This window comes from Polynucleobacter necessarius (assembly GCF_900095185.1).
In the GTDB taxonomy this organism is placed as follows: Bacteria; Pseudomonadota; Gammaproteobacteria; order Burkholderiales; family Burkholderiaceae; genus Polynucleobacter.
Window position 1 is genome coordinate 115,021 of the sequence record NZ_LT606948.1, and the last position, 24,274, is coordinate 139,294.

The following is a 24,274-nucleotide window of genomic DNA, read 5'->3' on the forward strand; positions in this document are numbered from 1 at the left end:
TACCAACTAATTTAAAAAATGAGGAATATCAAATGAAAACTTTAACCGCTTATAGAGTTTCCGCATCACTGATTAAGGAAAAAATTTTCTCCAAACTCTTTTATATTGATGAATCGAATTATCTTGATGCTGATGAAGTTGAAGATGCTGTTATAGAAATGGCTACTGAATCCTGGTTCGAACATGAAAGCCACTTGAAGCTTGAGTGCTGCCACTCTATAGATAGTGTTGATTTTTATGAAGTGGTCAAAGCGTAATCAAGCCAACTTTGGCGCCGCCATCATTGGCGTTAGTTTGGAGTAATGTCGTTCAATCATGAGTGTAGAAGCACCCATTTGCCTAGCTAAGATGTGTATGTCAACACCTTCAGCTAGTGCAAATGTAGCATATGTATGACGTAGGCTATAAAAACTACGATTACGCCCTGCTACATCTTTGAGTAAATTGCAGTCTCCTAACAAACGTTCAAAAGTGCCATTCAAACTATCAGGTTGCGTGCCGTCTTCCATGACAAAGGTTGTGCGGTTGTAGCCAGCATCCATTAATTGAGTCAAATCCTCAAATGGCAGCCCTTGAAAAACGATTAATCGATTCAGAGTTTCAATCACTGCGTGTTTGGCTATTAGGTATCTGGGTCCTGTTTTTCCCGATACCCAGATCTTTAGATACTTTTGAGGTCCAATGTAATGCCACTGCAAATGCTTCCAGCGCAGTGGCATGGTCTCGGTTCCCGTTCTTACCCCAACAACAAGTAAGAACTCTACATGAGATCGACACAACTGACAAATAAACATCGTTCTACCTCTATGCCCCATCTGTTCCCAAGGCTGGGCAATCTCTGTTTCGCTAAAGGCAGGGTGGGCCTCTCCTGGAGCGCCTTGGATATCTAATAATGGAATAGACAAGTCCTTGGGAATCAATGCTTGATTACGAGCCCGCTCAACAATCCGGTTATAGGCAGCACTATGGGTTCGCTTGGCACTAGTCATGGGATGTCTACCAATTTGACTATCTCACCAGGACTCGAACTCTTGCACTAGCTGGGGTGTAATTTGGGTGATTTGATACTGTCCAAAGAATGGAATGCAATACTACTTATTAATCACAAAAGAATAGTCACGATATACGCTCTTTCCTTTACCTTCTCTAGCGGCAGTGGTTAAGGATTCGAGCTCTTCCAAAGCTAATTGTTTAAAAGTCTTAGATTTCAGGCTTCATTCTTGAGCAATCTTTGCCATAGACCATTCATAGATTGCTACGGCAAACTGCGTGGCCAACCCCAGATCCGCGTGAAAAGTACTCGCGGAATGCCATTGGCCGTTGGGCAACTTAAAGCGGCATTGCCATTGACCACTATCAGGTCTTTTGAACAAGGCCACTAAATCACCTTGAAGGCGGATTACATCTGCAGTTTGGCATGCGCTAAGGTTAGAGAAAAGCTGGTTAAGATTTTGCATTCAAGCGTCCTTTTAAAGGACGCTTGTAGCTTAACTTCAGATTGAGGATTGGGCGACCACTGATTTGACGTGTAAACCAACAAAACAAAACCACCTGAAGGTGGTTTTAGTGTTTCTTGGTGACTCGGGGCGAAATCGACCAGGGCCTAGGATGCATGACTCTAGCTCAATACAAGTTAATTACTCAGTCTTTGCCTTGCGGCCATCAACACCAATTGAACCAGCACCTGATGAAGCCAATACTGTAAAGATTGCCAAACCAAAATAACAACAGCAGGCAATCCAAGCGATGCGAAATACCCTGTTGTGCCCTCAACGCCCATGAACTTATTGAGTCCTGCTGGTAGAAACAATGCCGCAATAGCAATACAGCCTAGCAGGTTTTCATGTTTTTTCCTTTAGTAATTTATATAGAACTTTTAGAGCTTGTTATGACTGCCGTCGCAAAACGCACCTTTGGCGCTATGGTTACAGTCGCACAAATAGACGGTCTCGGTCTTTTCAGCAGTAAACGCAACTGGAATAAATTCAGTGGTCTTATGGCTACCATCACAAAATGGCTGATTCTTGCTTAGACCGCAAGAGCACCAGTAGTAAGCCTGACCCGCAGTGACTTCTGCTGCGTATGGGGCTTTTTGAGCGACATGTGGATTCATTGTGTTTCCTTTAGCTAATAAACATGGATTTAAGGGTTTGAAGAGATTCTTCAATCTCTTTCATTTGTTTTTTTGATAGCTTGTCAAATGCCAACTCAAGGTGCTTCATATGTTCTGGAAAAGCTTTTTTAAAAATCTTTTGCCCCTTAGCAGTTAGCGTGAGCAAATGACTACGGGCATCATCGGGATTTTCTTGAGTAGCAATCAAGCCTTTTTGAACCATTCGCTCAACTACACCAGTAAGAGAGCTCTTAGAAATCAACGTCTTTTCTCCCAACTGCTTAAAGCTCATTGGCGGCTGATTGGCCAGCGTAGCAATCACATCGAACTGGACTGGCAAGAGGCCTAGCCCTCGAATATGTGTAGATGAGTAGCCATCAAATGCTTGATAAGCGCTGGCGAGTTCTTTAATAATAGGTAGAAAGTTCATATACGTACTAATATAGTTCATATATTGACTAATATCAAACCTCTAAGAACTTTAGTGGATTTGTTGTATTAAACGATATTGCCGCTCAAATAAAAAACCACCCGAAGGTGGCTATGGTGTGTTTGATGATGCAGCACTAAAGCCACTAGAACCAGAGATGCGTGATCTGAGCTGATTGCTTAAGTATCTTCACAAGATCCAAGAAAAGAATACTTATGATTCAATTTAATCCTCAAGCTCTAGCTCGAGGATTAAAGCAGACTCTGCATCTGCTAACTCGGCATACTCCATGGCTGCCATTTGATCTTCAAATGAGAGTTGTGCAAAACGATCGGCTTGCTGCAAAGTTTTTTCTCGGTAGTTATCTACAGCCAATAATTGATTCCAAGCCGCCTTTTGGTAATACTTGGCAGACATTCTTCGCCATTCAATAATCTTGTTGCTGGGATTGTGATCTAGCATTTTTATCTCCTGCAATTTATCTTTGAGATTGATTGTGATGCTCGACCGTTCTTGTGACATCTTGATGAATACCAAATCTGGTTGTCATATTTGAAGCTGTTTCATCAAGCCCAAATATGACAATTTCACCTTTTGAAAATTTCTAGAAAATATTTCTATTGGCGATAAATTTGTCACTTTTATTCATAAAGAATGAAATCTACTTATGGGAGATGAAGGGCAATTCTGCTCCATTATGTCCCTCTAAGTTTGCTCTAACAGCCCATAGGTAATCTCCATTCTTTAGGGAGAGCGTTAATGACTACCTTTACTACCGAAGATCGTGAGATGGCTGAAAAAGAACCTATTCCTTTTTTGGCTACTACTATTTGGATGAACCTTGATCGCAGGATACTAGTTCACCTGTGCATCCAGTTTCTCAGACTTACCATTGCCGCCATAAAGGCACTAGTATTTAATCTCTTCTGAGAGCATCTCTAATTCATCCATCTTTTTAGAGACTTGAAATTCTTTAACTCAAGAGCTCTAATCTCTCTTAATCTCTCAATTGTTTCGTTTAATGTGCCCATAAACAGATCCTTCCTCATTGAAATGGCTGGACTTTTCATTCTAACTTGTTAAGTTTTATAGGCATCGAGAGTATCTTCTTTATTTTGGTGCAATTTATACTCCAAGGAGTCTTACCACTCCTAATACTGCATTTTTAACCTGTTTTAAGGGGTTTTTATAACTAAAGATTATGTTGCTTTCATGCAACATACTTAAAAAAGTGGTAACCTGATTAAGTATTAACCCTAATACATTTAGATAAGGAGCCTTAAATGACATAATTATTGAGCCTCTTTAATCACGTTTTCGGTAACCAATCCAAAAGCAGCGATTTAGAGCACTTCATCAAAACCAATGGTTATATTAGCCAGCTCACACTAAGTCTAAAAGTCTTAAGAGAAGCATGAATTGAAGCCAGATCTGAGCAGGCTAAGTATTACAAACAGCATTGTCACATTGAGTAACACCATGCTGACTACTGAGTTCCTATTGCGAGATCAGTATGCGAAATATGGATCTTGGTTAAAAACCCAAGATCCACAAACTTTACACAACCACTTCGGTTACTCAATGAGCAAAAGAGCAATTGATGCCTTGGTAAAAACATTTATTCAAAATCTGAGAAACAATCATTTCTTGGTCGCTAAGATTGATGGCAAGTGGGCGGGAACTATGCATATTGCTTCGCGCGGCACTGAAGTGGAGTTTGGTGTAATCGTGAGCCCCAAATATCGCAAACAAGGCACTGCCATCACGATGATGGATGAAGCAATAACTTGGGCTCGTAATCGTCATTACAAAGATTTATTCATACATTGTATTAGCTGGTGGAATCGTCCCATCCAACGACGCTACGAAAAACATGGTTTAGTGCCGCGCAATATGATGAGCGACTCAGAGGCAAATCTTCAGCTTGATCCCCCAAATTGGGGCACCCTCTTTAAAGAACAGATGGCAATCGCTAAGCACAACTGGCTCCTCATGCTCCCTTGTGCAAAGCCGCACTGTTTAATCGGAAGATAGAATATGGACTACTCAAATGCCCCATTAACGATGACGGTTTTAATGACGCCTGATAAGGCTAACTTTACCGGCAATGTGCATGGCGGCGACTTACTTAAGCTACTTGATCAAGTGGCATACACTTGTTCCAGTCGCTATGCAGGTAAGCAAGTAGTCACCCTTAGCGTAAATCAGGTTACTTTTAGACAGTCCATTCATGTAGGTGAATTACTCACTTGTTATGCTTCGATCAATTACACGGCCAATACTTCTATGGAAATTGGCATAAAAGTTATTGCAGAAAACATTCAATCGCAGATTAAGCGCCATGTAAATAGTTGCTTTTTTACGATGGTAGCAATTGGTCAAGATGGTAAGCCATCCTGCGTACCCACACTTACCCCAAGAACACCTGAGGAGTTACGTCGTCACAGAGGGGTCTAATTATGCAGAAAAATGCGTCGTCGGTATGAGGATGTGGCATTGAGTATCAGAAACTCTAAAGCAATAAATGTCACTGAAAGCAAGTCGCCTTCAACATCAAATCTAGCTTTGATCAAAAATTCGCATCAATATTGATATAATCCATTGGTCACTAGGGAGTAGCCTCACTTCTTTTTAGAAGCCGGCTTACATCAACATACTTGAGCCTTCGGCTTATGGTGTAAGCGGTTTCATACTTGACAAGACTTTTGACTACAAACACTTACTTAGGCTGTGGGTGCTTTGTAGTCATTTGTTTATATCACAGCCTAGAGGACTATCAAATGGATTCATTATTAATTTCCACTGGCGTTGTGGCTCTTGCTGAAATGGGTGACAAAACCCAACTGCTGGCATTCTTCCTTGCGGCGCGCTTTAAAAAACCTATTTCCATCATTTTAGGCATTCTTGCTGCAACCATCATCAATCATGGCTTGGCTAGTGCTCTGGGTGCGTGGATTACCTCCATGGTCAATCCTGAGGTATTACGTTGGATTCTAGGTGTGTCATTTATTGGCATGGCGATTTGGGCATTAATACCCGACAAGATTGAAGAAGAAGAGACTCAAGTAGCTAAACACCTTGGCGTATTTGGCGCTACGTTTATTACTTTTTTCTTCGCTGAAATGGGAGATAAGACTCAATTGGCTACCATCGCCCTGGCGGCTCACTACGCAGCCCCATTGGCGGTGGTTATGGGAACTACATTAGGCATGTTGATTGCTGATGTGCCAGCGGTATTTGTTGGCAATCAGTTTGCCGCAAAAATTCCGATGAAGCTCATTCACTCCATTGCCGCAGCAATTTTTGCGATTATGGGTGTGCTGACATTACTTGAAGTAGATAAGTTGTTTTAAGGAGACGTTATGACTTGGATCATTACCAAATATCTTCTTACCGCAGGTATGGTGGTCTTTATCTCTGAAGTTGCCAAGCGAAGCGATAAGTTGGGTGGCTTTATTGCGGCATTACCGCTAATAACTTTATTTACGCTTACTTGGCTTTATATTGAAAATCAACCAGAAGAGAAAATAGCTAATCACGCTTATTACACCTTCTGGTATGTGATCCCAACCCTACCAATGTTTTTACGATTCCCTTGCTTATTGCCAAGGCTAGGATTTTGGATGACGCTGGGGGCAAGTATTGTTGTAACAGTTTTTTGCTTTGATTTATTTACCCTAATGATGAAAAACTTTGGAGTTGAACTACTGTAGACTGAATAGCTGCAAATAAAAACCCACCCGAGGGTGGTTTTTTATTTATTTAATAGCTTTAGCCACTGACAATATTGCTTAAGTAGTTTTCATGGCTTTTTCTAGATAAGCGGATAAATGCTCATAATACTTTAATGCCTTAGCCGTTGGCGCAACAAACTTCTTGCGGCCATCTACCTTATCTTCATTCAACTTGATGTAACCCATTACGACCAAATTCTTAATACGGCCATGAAGCGTTGCCTGTGAGCCACACTCACTCAGCGAAATTAAATCGCCAACCAATAACTCCTTGCCTTGAGTCGCGGCTAAGATAACTTGATTAAGGAGTTGCTCTTCTATTGAATCTAACTTCTTACCTGGATTCATGCGATCTAAGGCATCTAGGCAGATTAAGAAGCGGATATAGGCTGTAGGTTTGATTTTAAGCTTTCATATGAAAATATTACCCCTTCTTGGAAGGGGTAAACACCAGTATGCTGGGCATGTTTAAAATCAATAATTATTCCATGCCGTATTGACAGGCCTCGAGCCAATTTCTCTTTGAAATCCTTCTCAGCACCGCCCTATATATATGGCGTTCTTTTACTTCAACCAATTTATTACCACCCCGCTTGAACAAGCCAAGGGTGTTAATTGGATTTTTCTGCCCGCAGGATTGAGAATCTTTCTAACCCTTATATTCGATTACTCAGCCGTCCTAGGCCTAGTAATAGCCTCTGTATTGATCAACACAATTGGTTTTTTTGAATACGATCATATTTCTATTATTGGAATTGTGAGCATTTCTGGGTTAGCTCCTCTTCTAGGCCGGCATTTTGTGATTCACAATTTAAAAGTTCAATCTGACTTAGGTAATATTGCTATGAAGCAATTCTTGACTGTTATTGTTGCTTACTCATTTCTAAGCTCAGGATTGCACCACTTATGGTTTGCGGCTAGAGACCTAGAATCGGGCAGCTGGAATCACTTTGTTGCCATATTCTTTGGCGATGTTGTTGGATCAATACTATTTGCGGCGGTAATTAAATACGGAATTGATCTTTTAAAAGGCAAGTTAGGCAGGGATAACTTAATTAAGTAAGGCCTTTTTGATTAATACATTATTTAAGATTTAGAGAGAATGCCAATAGCTGCAAGGAGCAATACAAGCCTTGTCGGTTAACCCGACAAACAAAGTGTCACTTAGCCGGACACTCCAAACTAAAGCTATCGAGACTGCAGAAATTACGATAGCCCACTTCCTGCGCCCGACCCACCAACATCAAGAAACCCTCATTAGTAATAGTGGGAGGTTTGACTTTTCAGGTTGGTAAAATGTGGTGACTGTTCGGTCACAATGGGAATCTTGTCGAACGCTTCGGGTGCGCGGATGGGAAGGCGCTGGGTTGAGACTGATTGGCCGCGAGCGTCTCTTAAAAGGACGCTTAGGGCGATTTGTCGGGTTACCCGACAAGAAGACGGTTCAAACACCCCCCACCATATCTAGTGAGGGTTTTTGCATACAACGATTCAAATACTACAAGAACCAACACATTGGTACAGTCACAAATGACGGGAATAAAACCATTAATAAAAGGATGATCAACTCTGCTATCAAGAAAGGCATAACCCCTTTCATTAAATCGGACCTTGAAGTTTTTGTTACGCCAGCTACAACATTCAAAACAGTACCTACAGGAGGCGTAATTAATCCAATACTGTTATTAATAATAAATAGCACGCCAAAGTAGATTGAATCAATGCCTGCCTGCTTCACAACCGGAACCAAAACCGGGGTCAGTATCAGAATTGTTGAAATCATCTCCATTGCTGTGCCCACAATCTTGCAAACATCAGCAATATTTGATGATTCATAAATGGTTCACGTAAACCAACAACCTTCGAAGGCAAATCAGCCACAGCAATTAACCAAGCGGAGACCATTGCCGCGGCAACCAAAAACATTACAATCGCTGTCGTTTGAGCCACCCTAGAAAACGACTCTAATAACTCACTAAACCTTAACTCGCAATAAATAACAGCGGCTACAAATATGGCGTATATCGCAGTAACTACGGAGGCCGCTGTTGGTGTAAAAACTCCAAGTGTGAAGCCAAAAATAATGATCAATGGGAGCATCAAAGCCCAAAATCCATCGATCAATGATCTTGCTACTTCACCAAACGGAATCTTAGGCGGATGTTGAATATTCTCTTTCCGAACAAGCCACCACCAAGTAAGTCACAATAAAAGACCCGCCAGCAACCCAAGGAAAATTCCAGCCAAGAATAACTTAGTGCTAGCAAGGTTTATTAAAGCAAATCCTACTATTTCTATAAGATTAACGTCTGGACCTGAAGCAATTGATTTAACACGCAATCGAAAAATTGATATCGCTATTTCACACCAAGCTACTTTAGGAAGCGCAGGCGTAATCCACACACCACTTGGTCACGAAGATATTCTGCCCATGTGCTCACCTAAAATTCTCAATGCGAAGAATTCGGCAAGGTTATAAATTTCCCAACTGACATTAATTGACTCCTCTATCAATCAAATGACATGGAATAAATGGTTTGAAATTAACAAGCTAGTACAAAGTAGTCAGCCTAGACTATCATTTGATAGAGCTGCCTTATCCATTTCAGCGGCTGTAGATGGCCTTGGGGTGGTACTTGAGAGTAGTTGCTTAGCTGAACCCGAGCTATTAAAGGGTGAGCTGGTTAAAATTGGAGCCAATCAATTTAAAAGAATTAAGGAAGAAACACGCTTTCACTCCTATCGGAGTGGTGAAAAATCAAATAAAAAAATTAAATTATTTGGGGAGTGGTTACTGAATGAGATGCGATCCAACTCTAAAACTACTTAATCAAGGGCGCTGGACTGAATTTGGCTCTCTAACAATTTAACCATCGCGCAAACAGATAACTTACATAGCATCTCTATTCCATAACGCTTACCGAGCGCAACGATATATCCGTTCCAATAGTTTATTTCCGTCTCTCTGCCCTTACCCAGATCTTGTGCTGTAGAGGAAATTTGAGTAGCCATAGTCTTAGCAATTGACTCATTGGCTTCTCTTGCCTCGCACTCACTAATACCCACACCTTCCTTATGAGCAATTAAAAGAAATTCTTTAGTAATTTGATCAATTAAATTCCTAACCTCCAGAAATGCGACCATGTCGCCATTGGAAATGCCTCCAATTGCTGAAATTCCATTATAAGAACAGTTAACCAGAAACTTAAGCCACATCTGCTTTTTGATATCTTGAGCGATAGCGCAAGGAATCCCGGCTTCAGTAAATAATTGCCTAATCGTAGCGAAGATCTTTAAATCTTGATCTGTCATGGCATCAATAGATGCCGAGCACGAGTTTACCCCTTCCGTGATGCTTCACGGTTCGATATCCATTCATTCCAGCAGCAACATATACAACTGCTGGATAAAAAGTTTTTGCCATCGGTACGATGGATACGCCATTTTGCAAACTTAAAATCACAGTATCGAATGGCAAAATTGAAGCGATCGATCGAATAACTGGCTCTGTGTCTGGTGACTTAACACTTAACAAAACTAAGTTAGCATCAGCTATTAATGAGATGTCGCTACTCGCTTTTAAATGCACTACATCTTAAAAACGCTGGCAATCAAGTTCAAGCCTAAATTCATTAATCGCCTGAGCTCTATCGGGACGAACGATAAGCGTGACATCACAAGACCCGCACGAGCCAAGATACCTACAAAGAAGCACACTACGGCACCTGCACCCAATACATAGATTTTTTTAAGTGATTTCATCTCAAGCTGGCGGTCACAATACTTCATTTGATCACAAACAATAAAAAGTTAAGCGCTTGATCAAGTGGATATCCACAGAAAAACAGCTTAAGTGGGCAAAGAGCGGACCAAATGCTTTAAAAAAACAAGGCGTTCACTAATTATTGATTTGTTTGATTATTTAATTCACTTTAATTCCTTGGACTGATAACAGATATCGGTTCAGAATCTCTCCATCGCCATTAATAAACGAAAGAATCGAGAAATGAAGAACCATTTCAACGTATCTGAGAGCTTGTACTTTCTCAATCATGAGTTTGCAAAAGACTTGACAAAATTCTTCAGCAATATCATCAATGGAGGCAAGCCATGATCATCGATGCCTTGAGAAAAACAGAACCTACTCGATTGATTATCGGCGACGCCATTGATGTTGCTGGAATCGCCATTTGCACCACCCAATACTTACACAGTCATCATATTTTTTAATTCGAGGAGTAATACCATGAACACACTTGAAAAAGTAATGTAAACAGCCCATACTCACACCACTGGCGGTAGGAATGGGTGGCACCAGTATAGCAACCAATCCTGAACAACTCTTTGCCGCTGGATATTCAGCTTGCTTTATGGGAGCACTCAAGCATGTTGCTGGACTAAAAAAGGTTAAGGTGCCTGATGATGCTTCTATCGCTGCTGGTGTTGACATTGGTCCAATTCCACAAGGATTTGGTATCGCTGTCAAATCGGCCATAGCCTTACCCGACTTAGAAAAATCAGTTGCTAAGGATTTAGTGGATACAGCTCATCAGGTTTGTCCTTATTCCAACGCAACTCGTGGAAACATTGAAGTTGATCTCTCACTGGTTTAATCAACTCAGTAAAAGAAGTGCCCTACATAAAATAGGGCACTTGTTGATAGCTTAGGATATTTGACCGAGCAAGATTGCCAATCTAGTAATGTTTGTAATAAATGCTGGTCGAATACATCTGTTGGCAAAATTCAATTGATACAGTAAATTGATGTTTCATCGGCTAAATGATACTCACACACCCTAAAAAAATCGTTTTTAGGCAATGTTTGCAGATTATTAACTATAGGGCTAATATATTATTACGGTTTTGCGATATTCCTCATAGTATGAGAAAACATCTATGATCAAACAATTCATAGAAGCCTCAGCAATAGCACTTGTGCTGTATTGGCTCATCACTTAGACTCTTAGAGTTTGGTCTAACACCACCATTAGCAGCAGAGTCTTGGCTGGAATCGCCCTAGAAATTGTTACTGTCATTAGCATGAATAGTCCGGCATCCCTCTTTCAAGGGATTATTTTTGACATTCGCTTAATTGTCATCAATGCAGCAACTTTGTTTTGTGGCCCCATCACTGGGGTAACGACTGCAATCATTGCCGCCGCGTTTCGGCTCTATGTGGGAGGCATCGGTGGTGATGTCAATCCTATACGCTTTTACCATTGGAGCGGCATTTCACTATGCCATTAAACAAAAATGGATTCCAGCCAAAGGAATTTCATTCTTTTTAATGGGGTTTCTTGCACACTCCACACTTCTTGTTCTTGTTTATCTCACCTTAACAACCACTGCCTTTCAAAACATACAGTTTTTGGCGGTTGAACGCCTCCTTCTTCCTGTCTCGCCAACCTTCTGCTCTGCCTACTCATGCAACACCAACAAAAGCAGATTACGGCTGCAGAAGAAACCAAAAGAGCCTTGGCATGCTTAAATACTATTTCTGAAGCGATACCAGACTTATTGTTAGTGCTCGATGAAAATGGAAAATACTTAGAGATATTTTCTGCCAATGAAAATTTGCTTGCTCTACCAAAAGACCAGGTCATTGATAAAACTCTGCATGAAGTGCTGCCCAAAGAGCAAGCAGACTTTTTCTTAGTATGGGTTCGCTCTGTAATAAAGGATGGAGATACAAAACCGATTGAATACCCAATGGTGACGTCAAATGGCACCTTGCAATTTGAAGCGCGAGGTAGGCACCTTTGGACTCCAGAAAATGGGTAAAAATCATTAGTTTTACTGACCAGAGACATTTCAGACCGTAAAAATCTTGAAACTCAGGTACACAACCTTGCCTATTTTGACCCCCCTGACTAACCTACCAAATAGAAGGTATCTTATAGAGCATTTAGAGGATTTAGAAAAACTCAATGTAGAAGGCAAAAATGTGGGCGCTCTTCTTCATATAGATCTTGATGACTTTAGATATATCCATGAAGTTCATGGTCACTCAACCGGAGATCTGATTCTTTAAAAGTTTGTCTTTAGGCTTCAAGAAGTCCTGCATGCTAAGCATTATCTTGCACGCATTGTAAGGGATGCCTTTGCCATTCTGATAGAAGATGTGAACAAGGATCCTGCTGACGCTAAACAGCTAACAAAAGATTTTGCCAGTCATGTATTAAGGCGCATTCAAGAGCCTTTTACGGTGTCGAACAATACAATTGCCCTCTCGACAAGTATTGGCATTGTGATGCTCGGAAGCAAATATTCCCTTCATGAATTAATGGTTTAGGCTGAGCTTGCCCTTTATGCAGCAAAAGATGATGGCAAAGATACTTCAAGATTTTTTGATCCCATCTTGCAAGAATCAGTCTCACAAAGAATCAAAATTGAAGAAGAGATTCGAGTTGCCCCAATAACCAACCAATTTCAAATTTACTATCAGCCCCAAGTCAATGCAAGAGGAGAGCTAATTGGAGTTGAGGCTCTGATACGCTGGAATCATCTCGAGATGAGGTCTTTTATTGCCAGTAGATTTTATCCCTATAGCCGAGCATGCTGGGCTTATTTCAGAGATTGATCGTTGGGTCTTCAAACAAGCATGTAAAGATGTTAATGAATTAGTCTCCAAATCTAATAATCCAGCCTTATTAGTGTCAAGTAATATTGGCGGCTCTCTTTTGGGACAAGCCGATCTGTTTGAGCAATTGTCAAATATGGCAGCCGAGGCATCGGTTGATCCTCATAGAATACAAATTGAAGTTACTGAAACCAGCTTAGTGAACAATTTAGAAAAATCAAAAACTCAGATGTTAAAGCTGAAAAATATTGGTTTTAAATTTTCTCTAGATGATTTCGGTACGGGTTACTCATCATTCAATTATCTTCGCTAGTTCCCGATTGATGAGGTAAAAATTGATCAATCCTTCGCACATGATTTACCAGATGATTTTGAGAGTCTTGCCATCAGTCAGTTGTCGCACTTGCACCAACCTTTGGCGTTACTGTGATAGCGGAGGGAGTTGAAAGTATCGAACAAGAAAAAGCCCTCATGGAAAATGACTGCAATCACTTTCAAGGCTTCTTATATTCTAAGCCCAAACCATTAAACATGTTATTCTCAAATTAATTACAAATTTTATCATTTAAGGCCTAAGGGCCAATATGGCGAAACCACGCTAATGTGTCTTGCATAGCAGTTCCAAATGCTCTATAACAACAGTCTTCTTCTCGCTTTATGGTTAAGTCTATGCACATAGACCACCATTTTATTTGTTCTATACAAATTTAATAGAAATGTTCCCGGTTTACGGGATTGGGTTTTTGCGTTTCTACTGGACTGCTGTAATCTCTCCATTTTCCACATACAGCCCCCTTTTTTCCAAAAGTAGTATTGGTTCTGATGAACAATCAGCATTGATGTGCGTAGGATTTTTAACGATACGCGCTTGTTATCTTCATGTCGGTGAGGTTTTTAAGCATAGCAAGATGGTTCTGACCGTTATCGTAATTGACCTCTTACTAGCAACTTACCTGACAGTCGTTGAGCCAAATCAGCCCCTTAGATTCTTTATCGCTAGCCTGGTATCCGGAATTTTTTTATCGCAGGCATGAAACTTACGAAAGGTGGGTTAGAAGTCTTTCCAATTCAATTTCTTTTTGGCTTCTCTCTTCTGTTGCATGGTTTATTTAATACCCTTCGCTCAAGACTATTCCAGCAGACCCGTTGCAGATGGTCTGATCAAAATTAATCAACCTTAGCCCTATACTGATGCCATCCTTTACGAACAGCTAGTAATTTCCATTTTGTTCGCCCTAGGAATAGTCATGATTCTGAACGAATCAACAGCCAAACAACTACGTGTCTATGCTAAATTCGACAGCCTGACTAATTGATTTAATAGAAGAGTTTTTTAGGGTTATTAAAAAAGAATAAAAATGCCTTCATCTCTACTGAAGATGAGATATTGACTATTTCAAATCAATCAATGATCAATACGGTCACCATATTGGTGATCAAGTTTTGGCTAATTTTGCATCTTTAGCAAAAAAAATTTTCGCGAAGAGGATAGCGTCTTCAGAATCGGTGGTAAAGAATTTACCATTCTTCTACCAAATACAAGCGAGCACTCCGCGCTGCAATTTGCAGAACGTTTACGCTCTCTAGTTGAGGCAAGCGCCTGTAATATAGATCACAGGACAATTAAATATACGATTAGTATTGGGGTCATTACCTGTGACCAAGAAATGACAGTTGATGAGGCATTAAATCCATCTGATTTAGCGATGTATCAAGCCAAGAACAATGGTAGAAATCAAGTCAAATACTTCAATATTCAGTAAGCAGGTTTCTGCTCATCATCGTAATTCATTTCATTAACTGCCAAGTCAAAATGCTTCTAAACATATAGCTTTGAAGCATCTAGATAAGGGCAGTCTCAAGAAGTTTTTTATGACCCAGCATTTAAGTTGTCAAAAAAAATTCCATCCCAGATAGGTTGCTGGTCAGCTTACTAGGAGCCCTATTGCAATAATGCCTAACCTACTGCAAAAGTCTATTTCTTATTAGTTTGGTCCCTAGATTTATTTGTGAATTTCGCCCAAGATTACGAAATAACTGGGCCATATCTATTATGGCTCCCTTATACAATACCTTCTTGATCTGATAAACCAAGCGTCATTTAACCAGACACTCCAATTAAACGCTGCAAATGCCATACGACCTCCACCTCCATCCAATCAAGCCAAGAAGACCAGCCGCTGATATCGCACCACTTTCCCCGCAGGTTTAAGCTAATGTCATAACAACTGTTCAAATACAATTTCACATCATTTAATCCGTTGGTCGCGAGTGCAAAAACGTAGTTTTGACGAAGTCAATCTCGCCCGACCCACCAGCTATACAAAGGGATCACAGCAATGCAGTCCTTTTTCTTTTTCATCTCCAAGACTTTACAGCGACTGAAGCAAGAATTCTCGTTCGACCTAAATAATATGGGTTGCCCTTTACCAAGATAGGACTAATATTAATTAAATTAAATAATTAAGCACCATAATTAGTCAAATCAATAAGGGCTTTACCGGACATAAACCATCCCACCTTCAAAAACGCTTGCACTTCTATTTTGAGAAGCCTATTCTGGAACATATAGTTCTAATTATTAAATACATATGTGAAAAGCCTTGAATGCACTCATCATTACTACGACGATGATCTCTCTCGGCTCTTCTGCACAGACAGAAAACTCACCTACCGAGTTGCTAGATAGACCTGCAATTTTTAATTCAAAACCCTATGCAGAAATTGGTTTAAGCTATGAACGGCTAACAAACGGATATGTCCCATGGCAAAGTCAGTATTTTGATCTAATGCTACCGCTAAAACAAAATGGATTTGTTTATCTGCAAATACTGAATGCAGAGCGATTTACCCAGATAGACCAAGCCGCTTACCTCAATTATGCATATCCACTTAAATATGGCGTAGTGAATATTGAGGGATCTCACGCCCATAACCCTCAATTTCTTGCACAAAATTTTTATGGTGCTGACTTGAGCGGTAAATTGCCTTATGAATTTAATTATTGAATTTCTGGACGAGAGAGCAGTTATTTGGATGGCAGGACTAGCAATCAAAATTTGGGAATAGATAAATATATTGATCAATGGAGGATGGCTTATGTTGCAACTTATTCAACTCTAAATAGCCAAAAAAGCGGCTGGTTAAGCAGATATCAAGTCCAATGGTTTGCAAAAAATAATCACCGCATTGGACTGACATACTCTAGCGGTCACGAACCAACGGTAGTCAACATAGGAAATCTCACTACTATAGATACACAATAATACCTTGTAGATGGGCTCTATTGGCTAAACAATGAAATTGGACTTACCTTAGCCGCATGGCATGCAAAACAAGGTAGTCATTACCAAAGAAATGGGTGGCAAATTGGACTTCGATTGGCTTGTTGACCCTTTATTGCTTTATGCGCTTACCCTAACTGCTAGTTTATTTGGCGGAATTTTTATCCTAATACTGACTATTGTGATAAAGCATAGCCGCCTACAAAGTGAAAAAATACACAATCATTTTATTCTGTTATTACATCAAACCGCAAAGCATTGTGAAGAGGGCAAGAATACTCAAGATCAGATAAGCCGTATTAACACTTTAATTCGACTTCATAAAATAGATATTGCATATGGATAGGTAAGATTGCTCGAGAACACCCCTAAATCAGATCGCCCAAAATACATAGTCGTTGCAACCAAAACAAATGTACTTGAATGCATCCCTCACTGCCTCAATAGCGGAGGTTTGGAAGAGAAATGCATAGCTCTTGAAGCCATTGGACTATCCAATTTTAATAGCCATATCAATCATGTAAAACTATATACAGATCAGGAAATTGTTTCACCATATGCCTGCGTGGCACTAGCTCGCATGATTGGTAAGGAGTCACTTCCACTGATCATTCATGCCTATGAAAAAGGTGTGCTTTTAACAACCCAAGCATTGGCTGCCATAGTAGAGATTCCTGATGAGCAAATCTTTAACTATAGAAAGGACTTAACTCAAACAAATCTTCCAAATCAAATTTTTCAATATCTTGAGCTGACCTAGATGAACATCACCACTCTCTCATCTCAAGTAGTTCGATATATGGAGTATTTTTTCATTTGCATCTATTAGTTGCATTAATTACCTATATTGTTGTCGCGGCTCTTCTTAGGAAACATTTACGTCACCTCGGCTACCGATCTATTAATCAGGAAAACGTACCTTTTGAAAAGTTGAGCGCCCCAAAAATGAGCGTTATTATTCCAGCTCACAACGAGGCTCAAGGAATTGTTGAGAGCATCCAGGCGGCACTCTCTGCAGACTACCCAAATTATGAAATCATTGTTGTTGATGATGGCTCTAGCGATAAAACATTTGACTATCTTAGGGAGCACTGCGAACTTGAAGAGCACAGCATAAATCCCTCAAACGCAGTCAGTGAGTCCATAGTCTTAAGCACTTACAAATCTAAAAAATACTCACGACTTCAGGTTATTCAAAAAGACCATACCGGAAAGGCTGATAGCCTAAATGTTGGGATTCAATATAGCACCGGTGTTTATGTATGCTGCATTGATAGCGATTCAATTGTTACTCCTGATGCACTCGGGAAACTCGCTATTAAATGTATGAATGAGCCAACATTAGTTGCGCTCGGAGCATAGCACCTAGTAATGAAATTATTGTCAAAGAAGGTAGGATTAAAAGAAAGCGGGGCTCCCAATCAGTATTTGTAGGGGTTCAAATTATTGAGTACTTACACTCTTTCACTTCATGGAGAACTGGCTGGTCATATTTAGATGGCCTACTCATTATTGAAGGTGCGCTTACTGTATTGACAAAGGATGTGCCACTCAAAGTCGGAGGCTACAAAAAAGCCGCCTTTTGTGAAGATTTGGAAATTATTCTGTCTCTTCATGATTACCATTTAAAGCATAAGCCCCCTTACAAGATATGGACCATTCCAGAAGTGATATGCTGGACTAGGGTACCCACAAAGATAAAGTCGGATTAAAAAAGCAGCATATTCGCTGGATGTGGGGCGCTTTGCAAATCTTAAGCTGGCATAAAGAACTGATGTGTAACAAGGAAGATACTCTGATAGGTTGGGTTTCTTTTCCACATATTATTTTTATTGAGACATTTGCTCCTGTCATTGAGCTATTAGGCATCATTTCTCTTTGGGTATGCATCGTCCTGAGCCTACTTTCTTATTACTCCTTTTTTATATACGGTCTATTGATGTATGCAATTACAGGTTTTTATTCCTGGTATGCAATTGCAATGAATGATCATTACATCAGCAGCCTTAACTCACTCAAGCAAATATTGCGCTTAGGCGCCATTGGGTTAATTGACCCTATTGACTACAGACAAAGAGACGCTTACTGGAAGATGATTGGTTGGTGGCGCTGGCTCAGAGGTACGCCAATCAAATGGTAATCCAATAGCTGTGAGTTCGGAAACAAAGTTTCGACAAAGACAAGCTCACCCATCCCACCAGTTATACGAAGGGATCACAGCAATGTGGTCCCGTTTCGATAGCATAAAATACTCTTGAAGCTTTCCTTACTGCACTTTAACGATCGGAGGCGGCTCCCAGGTTCCATCAAGAATAGAAGGATTCTTAGTCCTAGGCCCATACATTCGCATCATTGGGATGAAATTACCCTTTAGTGCTGGTAACCAGTTTGGTTCCAATGCCTTACCTGGTGATTCAGCTTGAAAATACAACGTTATCGAACCATCTGGATTTGATTTCAAATGATCTCGCGGGCTGACAGTGAACTTATTTAAAGCATTTGGCACACACCACCAACCACCAACCACCATCGATCACATACATGGTAATGGACCAAAAACCCTCAACTGGTGGAGTAGCTCCTTTTGTAAAAGTCAGGGTGTACTTATTAGTACCCACTAATTTTTTACCAGCACTATCCACCTCAGCATAGGGATAAACTCATCTTCCTGAAGGTTAGATGGCCATCCAAATGCAGCAACAACAGCTCGCTTCATCTATAGTCAGCGCCAAACTGTATCTTCGGGGGCTGGTGGAGCATCTTTACACATCAAATTTGCCATTCGATTGAAATAAGCGGCCGTATCCATACCCAAAATTACATCTTACGGTTTATCCGTCATTGAAAAACCCGGCTCTGGATTGATCGCAGGCGCCTCATATTTCAACTTTTTACTAAATGCAGTCAAAGGAATTAATGAATACTTTGCCTGCAATTGATTTACAAGCTTGCAATCAGCTGGCGTACCATCCGCGTAGGTGCGTCCCAAGATCACGGCATATCGTGTTGGAAAAAGCAATTTGAGTCATACCCTTGGGCACTTCACCCTTCCAGTTTGGACCAGTTAATAAGGTAGTGAGCTGCTTTACCGCCGTTAGGTCGACTTCCTGGCGTTTGCACAATCGTCATCCACAAATCCACCATCTCAAACAGAGAAAACCGTTTACCCATATCTGGGTGACTGAAAACCACAGGCTCAGCTAAATCTACCCAAGTTATTGAGTACAACGTATCTGCATTTGGCGCGGATACCCCTCGATAATCTGCAGGTGGAGATCGAGGCACGTTGGTAAATTGCCCCATTGGTGACTTCAAGCCCTCTTGCTTAGGGACATGAGAGATCTGTACTCGCGTTACTGCAGTAGTCAGCAATAAATAACCATCCACATAGGCTTCCAATGCAATTGACTTAGCCTCTTTTACTTTTGCCTCGGCAGCTGCTGTACTCGATTTAGATGAATCTGTAGCTTCAGAAGCCTTCTTCCTGCATCCAAATAAAGTGATGGAAACAGTTCGACAAAGTATAGGAATAATTATTCGACTCATAATGCCCTCCTTACATTAAGTTGAATCACTCAGAGATGTAGAGTTTTTTCAAATGAAGCGGTTGATAATCCACACGATCTTTCAGCATGCCTTTGATGGTTTCACCCTTTTCAGAAAAGCTTCTCATGACCTCATCTTTGAGGCTATAAATTGGCCAATTTACTTGCCCCTCTTCTTCTATATTCAGATTACCGATTTTTGCAAACTGCGCCCAACTATTAGCCATCTTTTCAGATATTGCAATATCTTGTGGATCGAATTTGTTGGTGCTGAGATAAAAATACACGGGCCAAACACCTTTTTTATTTTCAGCAGTTGCTGCTTCAATCTCAGAGCAATAGTGTTTGGAGGTTGCTACTGTTTTTACTGCCTGAGAGAGTAAGCCGTAACTTCCAAATACGTAACTGACTCAAATGCATGCGGAACACCAGGATAAGACGGTTTAATACTCTTGGTGAAGTAATCAAAATAATAAGCATACCCTGGAGCAATGTCATTCATCCTGTCTGCTAAAAATTTTGTACTGGCACGAAATAGCATATCACCCATTAAGTCAGCGGATAAAGCGCATTTTTCTGGGATATTGCTATAGAGCTGATCTATAATTCTTTGGTCCTCGCCATATGCCTTTGCTAGGACATCAATAGGAGGTTGATTGAATACAAATAGACTTGCCTCCCAAGCATTGGTTCCGATCATAAAAGCTACTTTAGCTTGCTGACCCGATGCAAACAGCGGAATTGGATCACCCTTAAGAATCTTGCCATCAATCATGGAGCTGGCACACTCCCCCTGCTTTTAAATTATCTGCAGTAAATGCCCACTTTTGAGTGGGCAAACTTCGCAGTTCTTTTAATGACTTCGCTCCGAGCGTAGTCCTATACTTACTAGCCATTTCTATTGCTGGAGCCATTCCTAGACGCTTCTCAGTTAAGCCTCGTATGGGACTTTGCTGCGCACTCTCAGCGATTGCTCTATTAAATAGACCCCTAGCTGCATCAGAGACCATTAGCCAAGTAACACTTCGCGCACCAGCAGATTCACCAAAAATGGTCACATTATTAGGATCCCCACCAAACGCCGCAATATTACGCTTGACCCATGTGAGTACGGCAATCTGATCCATCGTACCGTAGTTACCTACCGGCTCACCATTTATTTTTGCCTCCTCAATTAATTCCTCGCTAGCAAAAAACCTAGTGAACCTAAACGGTAATCCAAGGTTACTACGATAACGCCATTTTTTACCAAATTAATTGGTACGTATAAGGGATCCTTGGCACTATCGGTCTGTAATGCGCCGCCATGAATCCAAACCATCACTGGTAAATCTTTACCTGGCTTTTGAGGTGTAAAAACATTCAGATTTAAGCAATCCTCATTACCTGGCAAGCCAAGACCTGTACTTAGATTTTTGACATACATTTGCGGGCAGGAATCACCAAATTTGGATGCATCTCGAATACTGCTCCAAGATGCCGCAGGCTGCGGTGGGCGCTAACATAAATCACTAACAGGCGACGCTGCATATGGGATATTTTTGAAAACAATCATGTTGTATTCAACAATACCTTGAAGCGAGCCTGTTTCAACTTGTGTAATAGGCTTATCGGAATTCGCGAAGCAGCTTGAAGCAATTACATCGAGCAAGAATAGAGAGAATTTTTTCATTGGAATGCAACTGAATAGATTGGTATTTTTAAGTTCCATAACGGAATCCAAACGAAGTTTCCATAGAATCAATCTCGCCCACACCACCCCTTATCAAAGAAAATATCAACCAGTATTTCTAAGTCCAGCCGCGATTCCATTAATCGCAATATGGAATGCCTCTTTGCACCCGCTCATCATGCTTACCAGCTCTATATCGCCTTACTAACTCTATCTGCAAGTGATGCAATGGTCGATATAGGGGAAGCGATTGCGAATTGACCTTGCCAACGATGGATCCTTAGTCAAGCGAACTTTTTCTCCTGTAACTAAGTTCAAAGCCTCTACGGTTTTATTCCATTCAGCTTCGATAGCGGTAAATATTGTCTTGCGAAGCTTTGCATCAGGAACCAATTCGCTATAACGTGAGGCTAGCGCTAAATCACTCTTAGCTAGAGCCATATCCATATTTGATAGCAAGGTCCCAAAGAATGGCCAATCCTGATACATTTTTTGTAAAAGAGCGAACGCAGCTTGTCTATCGGCAGCCTTGGGCTGCTTTAAGAAATTCTCTACCGCAAAACCAAAACCAAATCATCCAGGAAGTGTGAAACGGCACTGACACCAACGAAATCCCCAAGGGATAGCCCAAGTCTTCAATCCTTTGGCTCGCCTTTCGACTAGCCGGGCGAGAGCCAATATTCAGTTTTGCAATTTCTCGAATGGGTGTTGCGTCACAAAAGTATTCGGCAAATCCTGGGGTTTCGTATACGAGACTCCGATAAGCATCCATACTAGCTTGTAAAATTTGTGCAGCAGCATCCAAAAAGGCCTTGCTTGCTTAGGTGACTTTAACAATGTAGCTTCTAATGTGGCAACTACCAAGATTTCTAGATTGCGACGACCAATCTCAGGATTGGCATACTTTGACCCAATTACTTCGCCCCCCGTTCAGTCAAACGAATTTGACCACGCACAGTGCCTGGAGGCTGTGCGCCAGAATAGCCTCATAGCTTGGACCACCTCCACGACCTACTGTACCGCCCCTGCCATGGAATAAACGAAGTTTTATTCCATGCTTTTGTTCGAAAGACTCAAATACCTTAATCAACGCAAGCTCTGCACAATACAACTCCCAATTGCTAGTGACAATTCCACCATCCCTGTTAGAGGCGGAGTAGCCCAACATAAGTCCTGCTCAGCACCAGCTAGTTTTACCAAATCGAGAATACCTGGCAACGCATAAAATTCTTGCATGATGGGTGCGGTATTCGGAAGATCCTCAATTGTTTCAAATAATGGGACAACAATGAGGTCAGCTGAGGACTTTTTGCTTAACGTTTCATGCATTAAGCCTACGTTTTTTGGAGCAGTACAACTGCTAGCAAGTCACTAACCGTTTCTGCATGACTAATGATGTAATGGCGGATCGTTTCATCGCCAAATAGCTCGCGCATTCTCTTAGCCATTTCAAAACTCTAGCGATTTCAGAAATAGCAAAATCAGAGTATTGATGACCCACAACCCTAAGCGGTCTAGGATCTTTTAATAGAGATTGCAAGAGCTGACGTTTTTGCTCCTCCGAGAGACTAGAATAGTCCTGTTGAATGGATGCTGCGGACAGCAACTCAGAGAGGACAGCCTCATGCATATCTGAGCTTTGGCGCAAATCCACTGTAGCCAAATAAAAACCAAAGACCTCAACCGCCCTCCTCATCAAGTCACGCAAGCGGCGATCAGCTAGCGCCTTTGCACCCTGAGATACGAGAGAAGTTTCGATTGTCCTTAGATCCGATAACAATTCTTGTGCACTTGTATAGGGATTTTGTGGCGGAACCCACATGTCGCGCAGCATCTGTACCTGTGAGCGCCCATCGGTATGGCTCATCCTGGCGATGTTCATTAGTATCTGGCGAACTAGCGGCAAGCTCTTGCATCTTTTTTGGAAAACTTAGGAGAAGTGCAGAGACAGACAACTCCCTACCCAAATAATGGACTTCAGTTAAGTAATGACGCAATACCATTTCTACCTGTCTAGAGGCAGCATACTCCAGCGTCTTAGCACTAACATTGGGATTACCATCTCGGTCACCACCGATCCATTGACCCATTTTCAGAAAACTGGCTACAGAATTTCCTGCAAGCAAGTCCTCTAGTTGTGCATATATTTTTGGAATTTCTCTCAAAAAAGTAGTTTTGTAATACGTCAGATCATTCTCAATCTCATCAGCAACAGTAAGCTTGGTAAATCTTAACAAGCAGGTATGCCATAACTGGAGTACGTGCGCACGAATTTGTTCTTCATTGGCCTTTAACGCTTAAACGAGCAAAGCGTCCTTTTGTGGGTTATTAGCCTTAGAAAATTCTTTAATTTGATCGCGAATAGTCAGCAAGTTGGCAATATCTCTCTCGGCTCCCAAAATACTGGTTCTCTGAACCTCGATTGGATGTGCAGTGAGCACCGGTGAGATCAAGCGTTCTTCCAGTGTCTTCGAGATCATGCTGCTAGTGACACCAGCGGCGTGAAGCTTTTTCATGGCCACTGAAATACTGCCGTCTTGATAACTACCAATTCGCTCATACGCTACTCGGCGGCAAATGTGGTGTCTATCTTCAGTCAAATGAGCTAAATGACTAAAGTAAGTAAAAGCTCGAAATACCTTTACAGCACTATCGCTACTAAGCCCTTTAAGTAGTTTTCCCAATTCTTGATTGGCCTTGTGCTTTGCATCACGGTGAAAGGCTACAGATAGTTTTTTAACTTGCTCCACTAACCCATATACCGAATCACCCTCTTGCTCACGAACGATATCGCCCAGCATTTTTCCCAATAGACGAATGTCATCAATTAACGGCAACTCAGTATTTTTCAAAAAAAGCTCCGAAAATAAATATCAGGAAGTTAAGTGTAACTATATATTGGAGATACGACATGAT

37 protein-coding genes, 8 pseudogenes and 1 riboswitch are annotated in these 24,274 nt (G+C 41.1%); of the genes and pseudogenes, 22 read left to right on the forward strand and 23 right to left on the reverse strand.

The genetic code is table 11. From position 1 onward, the window contains the following. The first annotated feature begins 32 nt into the window (after positions 1 to 32). On the forward strand, positions 33 to 257 hold the full coding sequence (locus DXE31_RS00650) for a hypothetical protein (protein ID WP_114697447.1): 225 nt from the start codon (positions 33 to 35) through the stop codon (positions 255 to 257). On the opposite strand, the gene DXE31_RS00655 is transcribed toward DXE31_RS00650, so the two are convergent. From DXE31_RS00655 to DXE31_RS00680, 6 genes are all read right to left on the reverse strand, one after another. Then, positions 258 to 989 (reverse strand): site-specific integrase, encoded by a 732-nt coding sequence (locus tag DXE31_RS00655; protein ID WP_114697448.1) that lies wholly within the window; start codon positions 987 to 989, stop codon positions 258 to 260. Positions 990 to 1,013: 24 nt separating this feature from the next. Then, positions 1,014 to 1,085 (reverse strand): hypothetical protein, encoded by a 72-nt coding sequence (locus DXE31_RS12585; RefSeq protein WP_415078041.1) that lies wholly within the window; start codon positions 1,083 to 1,085, stop codon positions 1,014 to 1,016. 548 nt (positions 1,086 to 1,633) lie between these two features. Further along, positions 1,634 to 1,837, reverse strand: a complete 204-nt coding sequence (locus DXE31_RS00665) for a DoxX family membrane protein (RefSeq protein ID WP_114697450.1) — start codon at positions 1,835 to 1,837, stop codon at positions 1,634 to 1,636. 39 nt (positions 1,838 to 1,876) lie between these two features. Then, the gene (locus DXE31_RS00670; RefSeq protein ID WP_114697451.1) at positions 1,877 to 2,113 is read right to left on the reverse strand and encodes a CDGSH iron-sulfur domain-containing protein; all 237 of its coding nucleotides are present in this window, start codon (positions 2,111 to 2,113) and stop codon (positions 1,877 to 1,879) included. Positions 2,114 to 2,123: 10 nt separating this feature from the next. After that, positions 2,124 to 2,543: a MarR family winged helix-turn-helix transcriptional regulator gene (locus tag DXE31_RS00675; protein ID WP_114697452.1), complete on the reverse strand. Its 420-nt coding sequence runs from the start codon at positions 2,541 to 2,543 to the stop codon at positions 2,124 to 2,126. A 225-nt stretch (positions 2,544 to 2,768) separates the two neighbouring features. Next, positions 2,769 to 3,005 (reverse strand): hypothetical protein, encoded by a 237-nt coding sequence (locus DXE31_RS00680; RefSeq protein ID WP_162785492.1) that lies wholly within the window; start codon positions 3,003 to 3,005, stop codon positions 2,769 to 2,771. A 297-nt stretch (positions 3,006 to 3,302) separates the two neighbouring features. Here DXE31_RS00680 and DXE31_RS09645 point away from each other — a divergent pair, with 297 nt between their 5' ends. The 5 genes from DXE31_RS09645 (at position 3,303) to DXE31_RS00700 (ending at position 6,256) form a co-directional block, all read left to right on the forward strand. Then, complete coding sequence (locus DXE31_RS09645; RefSeq protein WP_162785493.1) at positions 3,303 to 3,473, forward strand: hypothetical protein; 171 nt, start codon at positions 3,303 to 3,305, stop codon at positions 3,471 to 3,473. 549 nt (positions 3,474 to 4,022) lie between these two features. Continuing rightward, entirely contained in the window at positions 4,023 to 4,577 is a 555-nt protein-coding gene (locus DXE31_RS00685) for a GNAT family N-acetyltransferase (RefSeq protein ID WP_114697454.1), read from the forward strand. A gap of 3 nt (positions 4,578 to 4,580) precedes the next feature. Further along, on the forward strand, positions 4,581 to 5,000 hold the full coding sequence (locus DXE31_RS00690; protein WP_114697455.1) for an acyl-CoA thioesterase: 420 nt from the start codon (positions 4,581 to 4,583) through the stop codon (positions 4,998 to 5,000). A gap of 141 nt (positions 5,001 to 5,141) precedes the next feature. Then, a riboswitch (yybP-ykoY riboswitch) is annotated at positions 5,142 to 5,318 on the forward strand. A gap of 5 nt (positions 5,319 to 5,323) precedes the next feature. Beyond that, a complete protein-coding gene (locus DXE31_RS00695; protein ID WP_114697456.1) occupies positions 5,324 to 5,896 on the forward strand; it encodes a TMEM165/GDT1 family protein in 573 nt (190 codons plus the stop codon). Positions 5,897 to 5,905: 9 nt separating this feature from the next. Next, complete coding sequence (locus tag DXE31_RS00700; RefSeq protein ID WP_114697457.1) at positions 5,906 to 6,256, forward strand: DUF3147 family protein; 351 nt, start codon at positions 5,906 to 5,908, stop codon at positions 6,254 to 6,256. A 78-nt stretch (positions 6,257 to 6,334) separates the two neighbouring features. Here DXE31_RS00700 and DXE31_RS00705 read toward each other — a convergent pair whose 3' ends face one another. After that, positions 6,335 to 6,625, reverse strand: a complete 291-nt coding sequence (locus DXE31_RS00705; RefSeq protein WP_231969232.1) for a MarR family winged helix-turn-helix transcriptional regulator — start codon at positions 6,623 to 6,625, stop codon at positions 6,335 to 6,337. A 451-nt stretch (positions 6,626 to 7,076) separates the two neighbouring features. On the opposite strand from DXE31_RS00705, the gene DXE31_RS10745 reads away from it, so the two are divergent. Then, positions 7,077 to 7,340 (forward strand): hypothetical protein, encoded by a 264-nt coding sequence (locus DXE31_RS10745; protein WP_231969234.1) that lies wholly within the window; start codon positions 7,077 to 7,079, stop codon positions 7,338 to 7,340. A 435-nt stretch (positions 7,341 to 7,775) separates the two neighbouring features. Here the strand turns inward: DXE31_RS10745 and DXE31_RS11825 are convergent, their stop codons facing one another. Both DXE31_RS11825 and DXE31_RS11830 read right to left on the reverse strand, forming a co-directional pair. Then, positions 7,776 to 8,060 (reverse strand): TRAP transporter large permease subunit, encoded by a 285-nt coding sequence (locus DXE31_RS11825; RefSeq protein ID WP_269460556.1) that lies wholly within the window; start codon positions 8,058 to 8,060, stop codon positions 7,776 to 7,778. Further along, positions 8,057 to 8,446, reverse strand: a complete 390-nt coding sequence (locus tag DXE31_RS11830; RefSeq protein WP_331852022.1) for a TRAP transporter large permease subunit — start codon at positions 8,444 to 8,446, stop codon at positions 8,057 to 8,059. Before DXE31_RS11830 ends, DXE31_RS11825 begins: the two co-directional genes overlap by 4 nt. Positions 8,447 to 8,534: 88 nt before the next feature. Here DXE31_RS11830 and DXE31_RS12590 point away from each other — a divergent pair, with 88 nt between their 5' ends. Together DXE31_RS12590 and DXE31_RS00720 are read left to right on the forward strand one after the other, a co-directional pair. After that, positions 8,535 to 8,756 (forward strand): LysR substrate-binding domain-containing protein, encoded by a 222-nt coding sequence (locus DXE31_RS12590; RefSeq protein ID WP_415077782.1) that lies wholly within the window; start codon positions 8,535 to 8,537, stop codon positions 8,754 to 8,756. 39 nt (positions 8,757 to 8,795) lie between these two features. Then, positions 8,796 to 9,107, forward strand: coding sequence for a LysR family transcriptional regulator (locus DXE31_RS00720; RefSeq protein WP_114697460.1), 312 nt, complete (start codon positions 8,796 to 8,798; stop codon positions 9,105 to 9,107). On the opposite strand, the gene DXE31_RS00725 is transcribed toward DXE31_RS00720, so the two are convergent. Genes DXE31_RS00725 through DXE31_RS00735 form a run of 3 tightly spaced genes read right to left on the reverse strand, consistent with a single transcriptional unit; the run spans position 9,104 to position 10,066 of the window. Next, a complete protein-coding gene (locus DXE31_RS00725) occupies positions 9,104 to 9,589 on the reverse strand; it encodes a ketopantoate reductase family protein (protein ID WP_114697461.1) in 486 nt (161 codons plus the stop codon). The genes DXE31_RS00720 and DXE31_RS00725 overlap by 4 nt on opposite strands. A 4-nt stretch (positions 9,590 to 9,593) precedes the next feature. Continuing rightward, complete coding sequence (locus DXE31_RS00730; RefSeq protein ID WP_114697462.1) at positions 9,594 to 9,866, reverse strand: ketopantoate reductase family protein; 273 nt, start codon at positions 9,864 to 9,866, stop codon at positions 9,594 to 9,596. Further along, positions 9,866 to 10,066 (reverse strand): hypothetical protein, encoded by a 201-nt coding sequence (locus DXE31_RS00735; RefSeq protein ID WP_114697463.1) that lies wholly within the window; start codon positions 10,064 to 10,066, stop codon positions 9,866 to 9,868. Before DXE31_RS00735 ends, DXE31_RS00730 begins: the two co-directional genes overlap by 1 nt. 515 nt (positions 10,067 to 10,581) lie before the next feature. Here DXE31_RS00735 and DXE31_RS00740 point away from each other — a divergent pair. From DXE31_RS00740 to DXE31_RS00810, 13 genes and pseudogenes are all read left to right on the forward strand, one after another. Beyond that, a complete protein-coding gene (locus DXE31_RS00740; RefSeq protein WP_114697464.1) occupies positions 10,582 to 10,890 on the forward strand; it encodes an Ohr family peroxiredoxin in 309 nt (102 codons plus the stop codon). Positions 10,891 to 11,263: 373 nt separating this feature from the next. Then, positions 11,264 to 11,524: a LytS/YhcK type 5TM receptor domain-containing protein gene (locus DXE31_RS00745; RefSeq protein WP_114697465.1), complete on the forward strand. Its 261-nt coding sequence runs from the start codon at positions 11,264 to 11,266 to the stop codon at positions 11,522 to 11,524. A gap of 177 nt (positions 11,525 to 11,701) precedes the next feature. Continuing rightward, on the forward strand, positions 11,702 to 12,058 hold the full coding sequence (locus DXE31_RS00750) for a PAS domain-containing protein (protein ID WP_114697466.1): 357 nt from the start codon (positions 11,702 to 11,704) through the stop codon (positions 12,056 to 12,058). A 76-nt stretch (positions 12,059 to 12,134) separates the two neighbouring features. After that, positions 12,135 to 12,569, forward strand: a pseudogene (locus tag DXE31_RS10750) (diguanylate cyclase domain-containing protein). Positions 12,570 to 12,635: 66 nt separating this feature from the next. Beyond that, a complete protein-coding gene (locus DXE31_RS12595; protein ID WP_162785496.1) occupies positions 12,636 to 12,857 on the forward strand; it encodes an EAL domain-containing protein in 222 nt (73 codons plus the stop codon). Continuing rightward, positions 12,802 to 13,170 (forward strand): EAL domain-containing protein, encoded by a 369-nt coding sequence (locus DXE31_RS11835; RefSeq protein ID WP_114697470.1) that lies wholly within the window; start codon positions 12,802 to 12,804, stop codon positions 13,168 to 13,170. The genes DXE31_RS12595 and DXE31_RS11835 overlap by 56 nt, the downstream gene beginning before the upstream one ends. Before the next feature lie 86 nt (positions 13,171 to 13,256). Further along, a pseudogene (locus DXE31_RS12600) lies at positions 13,257 to 13,406 on the forward strand (EAL domain-containing protein); the annotation flags it as partial. An 894-nt stretch (positions 13,407 to 14,300) separates the two neighbouring features. Then, positions 14,301 to 14,620, forward strand: a pseudogene (locus DXE31_RS09655) (GGDEF domain-containing protein). 840 nt (positions 14,621 to 15,460) lie between these two features. Continuing rightward, positions 15,461 to 15,865, forward strand: coding sequence for a hypothetical protein (locus DXE31_RS00790; protein WP_114697474.1), 405 nt, complete (start codon positions 15,461 to 15,463; stop codon positions 15,863 to 15,865). 319 nt (positions 15,866 to 16,184) lie between these two features. Continuing rightward, positions 16,185 to 16,487, forward strand: a complete 303-nt coding sequence (locus tag DXE31_RS00795) for a hypothetical protein (protein ID WP_114697475.1) — start codon at positions 16,185 to 16,187, stop codon at positions 16,485 to 16,487. A gap of 108 nt (positions 16,488 to 16,595) precedes the next feature. Then, positions 16,596 to 16,901 carry a hypothetical protein gene (locus DXE31_RS00800; RefSeq protein ID WP_114697476.1) on the forward strand — a complete coding sequence of 102 codons (306 nt, stop codon included), beginning with the start codon at positions 16,596 to 16,598 and terminating at the stop codon, positions 16,899 to 16,901. Positions 16,902 to 16,957: 56 nt separating this feature from the next. Then, positions 16,958 to 17,503, forward strand: coding sequence for a glycosyltransferase family 2 protein (locus DXE31_RS00805; protein ID WP_114697477.1), 546 nt, complete (start codon positions 16,958 to 16,960; stop codon positions 17,501 to 17,503). A 382-nt stretch (positions 17,504 to 17,885) separates the two neighbouring features. Continuing rightward, complete coding sequence (locus tag DXE31_RS00810) at positions 17,886 to 18,281, forward strand: hypothetical protein (RefSeq protein ID WP_162785497.1); 396 nt, start codon at positions 17,886 to 17,888, stop codon at positions 18,279 to 18,281. Between the two features lie 126 nt (positions 18,282 to 18,407). Here DXE31_RS00810 and DXE31_RS12605 read toward each other — a convergent pair whose 3' ends face one another. The 11 genes and pseudogenes from DXE31_RS12605 to DXE31_RS12620 form a co-directional block, all read right to left on the reverse strand. Further along, a complete protein-coding gene (locus DXE31_RS12605) occupies positions 18,408 to 18,671 on the reverse strand; it encodes a DUF1214 domain-containing protein (protein ID WP_415077783.1) in 264 nt (87 codons plus the stop codon). Continuing rightward, positions 18,628 to 18,789, reverse strand: a pseudogene (locus DXE31_RS12610) (DUF1214 domain-containing protein); the annotation flags it as partial. The pseudogene DXE31_RS12610 and the gene DXE31_RS12605, both read right to left, overlap by 44 nt. Before the next feature lie 176 nt (positions 18,790 to 18,965). Beyond that, positions 18,966 to 19,130 carry a hypothetical protein gene (locus DXE31_RS09950; protein ID WP_197712075.1) on the reverse strand — a complete coding sequence of 55 codons (165 nt, stop codon included), beginning with the start codon at positions 19,128 to 19,130 and terminating at the stop codon, positions 18,966 to 18,968. 53 nt (positions 19,131 to 19,183) lie between these two features. Next, positions 19,184 to 19,687: a DUF1254 domain-containing protein gene (locus DXE31_RS09955; protein ID WP_197712076.1), complete on the reverse strand. Its 504-nt coding sequence runs from the start codon at positions 19,685 to 19,687 to the stop codon at positions 19,184 to 19,186. A gap of 25 nt (positions 19,688 to 19,712) precedes the next feature. Next, positions 19,713 to 19,973, reverse strand: a complete 261-nt coding sequence (locus DXE31_RS00820; protein WP_162785498.1) for a carboxylesterase family protein — start codon at positions 19,971 to 19,973, stop codon at positions 19,713 to 19,715. 77 nt (positions 19,974 to 20,050) lie between these two features. Then, a complete protein-coding gene (locus tag DXE31_RS00825) occupies positions 20,051 to 20,461 on the reverse strand; it encodes a carboxylesterase/lipase family protein (RefSeq protein ID WP_114697480.1) in 411 nt (136 codons plus the stop codon). Next, a complete protein-coding gene (locus DXE31_RS11840; protein WP_331852023.1) occupies positions 20,454 to 20,861 on the reverse strand; it encodes a carboxylesterase family protein in 408 nt (135 codons plus the stop codon). The genes DXE31_RS00825 and DXE31_RS11840 overlap by 8 nt, the downstream gene beginning before the upstream one ends. After that, positions 20,861 to 21,172 (reverse strand): annotated as a pseudogene (locus DXE31_RS11845) (carboxylesterase family protein); the annotation flags it as partial. The gene DXE31_RS11840 and the pseudogene DXE31_RS11845, both read right to left, overlap by 1 nt. Before the next feature lie 396 nt (positions 21,173 to 21,568). Next, positions 21,569 to 21,871, reverse strand: a pseudogene (locus tag DXE31_RS11850) (phosphoenolpyruvate carboxylase); the annotation flags it as partial. 4 nt (positions 21,872 to 21,875) lie between these two features. After that, a pseudogene (locus DXE31_RS12615) lies at positions 21,876 to 22,222 on the reverse strand (phosphoenolpyruvate carboxylase). A gap of 70 nt (positions 22,223 to 22,292) precedes the next feature. Continuing rightward, positions 22,293 to 24,159, reverse strand: a pseudogene (locus DXE31_RS12620) (phosphoenolpyruvate carboxylase). Positions 24,160 to 24,274: the final 115 nt, after the last annotated feature.

Bases quoted from the DNA above. Each gene is read 5' to 3' on its own strand.
- DXE31_RS00650 (WP_114697447.1), top strand. From the start codon at position 33: ATGAAAACTTTAACCGCTTATAGAGTTTCCGCATCACTGATTAAGGAA.
- DXE31_RS00655 (WP_114697448.1), bottom strand. From the start codon at position 989: ATGACTAGTGCCAAGCGAACCCATAGTGCTGCCTATAACCGGATTGTT.
- DXE31_RS00670 (WP_114697451.1), bottom strand. From the start codon at position 2,113: ATGAATCCACATGTCGCTCAAAAAGCCCCATACGCAGCAGAAGTCACT.
- DXE31_RS00675 (WP_114697452.1), bottom strand. From the start codon at position 2,543: ATGAACTTTCTACCTATTATTAAAGAACTCGCCAGCGCTTATCAAGCA.
- DXE31_RS00680 (WP_162785492.1), bottom strand. From the start codon at position 3,005: ATGCTAGATCACAATCCCAGCAACAAGATTATTGAATGGCGAAGAATG.
- DXE31_RS09645 (WP_162785493.1), top strand. From the start codon at position 3,303: ATGACTACCTTTACTACCGAAGATCGTGAGATGGCTGAAAAAGAACCT.
- DXE31_RS00685 (WP_114697454.1), top strand. From the start codon at position 4,023: ATGCTGACTACTGAGTTCCTATTGCGAGATCAGTATGCGAAATATGGA.
- DXE31_RS00690 (WP_114697455.1), top strand. From the start codon at position 4,581: ATGGACTACTCAAATGCCCCATTAACGATGACGGTTTTAATGACGCCT.
- DXE31_RS00695 (WP_114697456.1), top strand. From the start codon at position 5,324: ATGGATTCATTATTAATTTCCACTGGCGTTGTGGCTCTTGCTGAAATG.
- DXE31_RS00700 (WP_114697457.1), top strand. From the start codon at position 5,906: ATGACTTGGATCATTACCAAATATCTTCTTACCGCAGGTATGGTGGTC.
- DXE31_RS00705 (WP_231969232.1), bottom strand. From the start codon at position 6,625: ATGAATCCAGGTAAGAAGTTAGATTCAATAGAAGAGCAACTCCTTAAT.
- DXE31_RS11825 (WP_269460556.1), bottom strand. From the start codon at position 8,060: ATGATTTCAACAATTCTGATACTGACCCCGGTTTTGGTTCCGGTTGTG.
- DXE31_RS00720 (WP_114697460.1), top strand. From the start codon at position 8,796: ATGACATGGAATAAATGGTTTGAAATTAACAAGCTAGTACAAAGTAGT.
- DXE31_RS00725 (WP_114697461.1), bottom strand. From the start codon at position 9,589: ATGACAGATCAAGATTTAAAGATCTTCGCTACGATTAGGCAATTATTT.
- DXE31_RS00735 (WP_114697463.1), bottom strand. From the start codon at position 10,066: ATGAAGTATTGTGACCGCCAGCTTGAGATGAAATCACTTAAAAAAATC.
- DXE31_RS00740 (WP_114697464.1), top strand. From the start codon at position 10,582: ATGGGTGGCACCAGTATAGCAACCAATCCTGAACAACTCTTTGCCGCT.
- DXE31_RS00750 (WP_114697466.1), top strand. From the start codon at position 11,702: ATGCAACACCAACAAAAGCAGATTACGGCTGCAGAAGAAACCAAAAGA.
- DXE31_RS00795 (WP_114697475.1), top strand. From the start codon at position 16,185: ATGCAAAACAAGGTAGTCATTACCAAAGAAATGGGTGGCAAATTGGAC.
- DXE31_RS12605 (WP_415077783.1), bottom strand. From the start codon at position 18,671: ATGGTGGTTGGTGGTTGGTGGTGTGTGCCAAATGCTTTAAATAAGTTC.
- DXE31_RS09955 (WP_197712076.1), bottom strand. From the start codon at position 19,687: ATGAGTCGAATAATTATTCCTATACTTTGTCGAACTGTTTCCATCACT.
- DXE31_RS00825 (WP_114697480.1), bottom strand. From the start codon at position 20,461: ATGATTGATGGCAAGATTCTTAAGGGTGATCCAATTCCGCTGTTTGCA.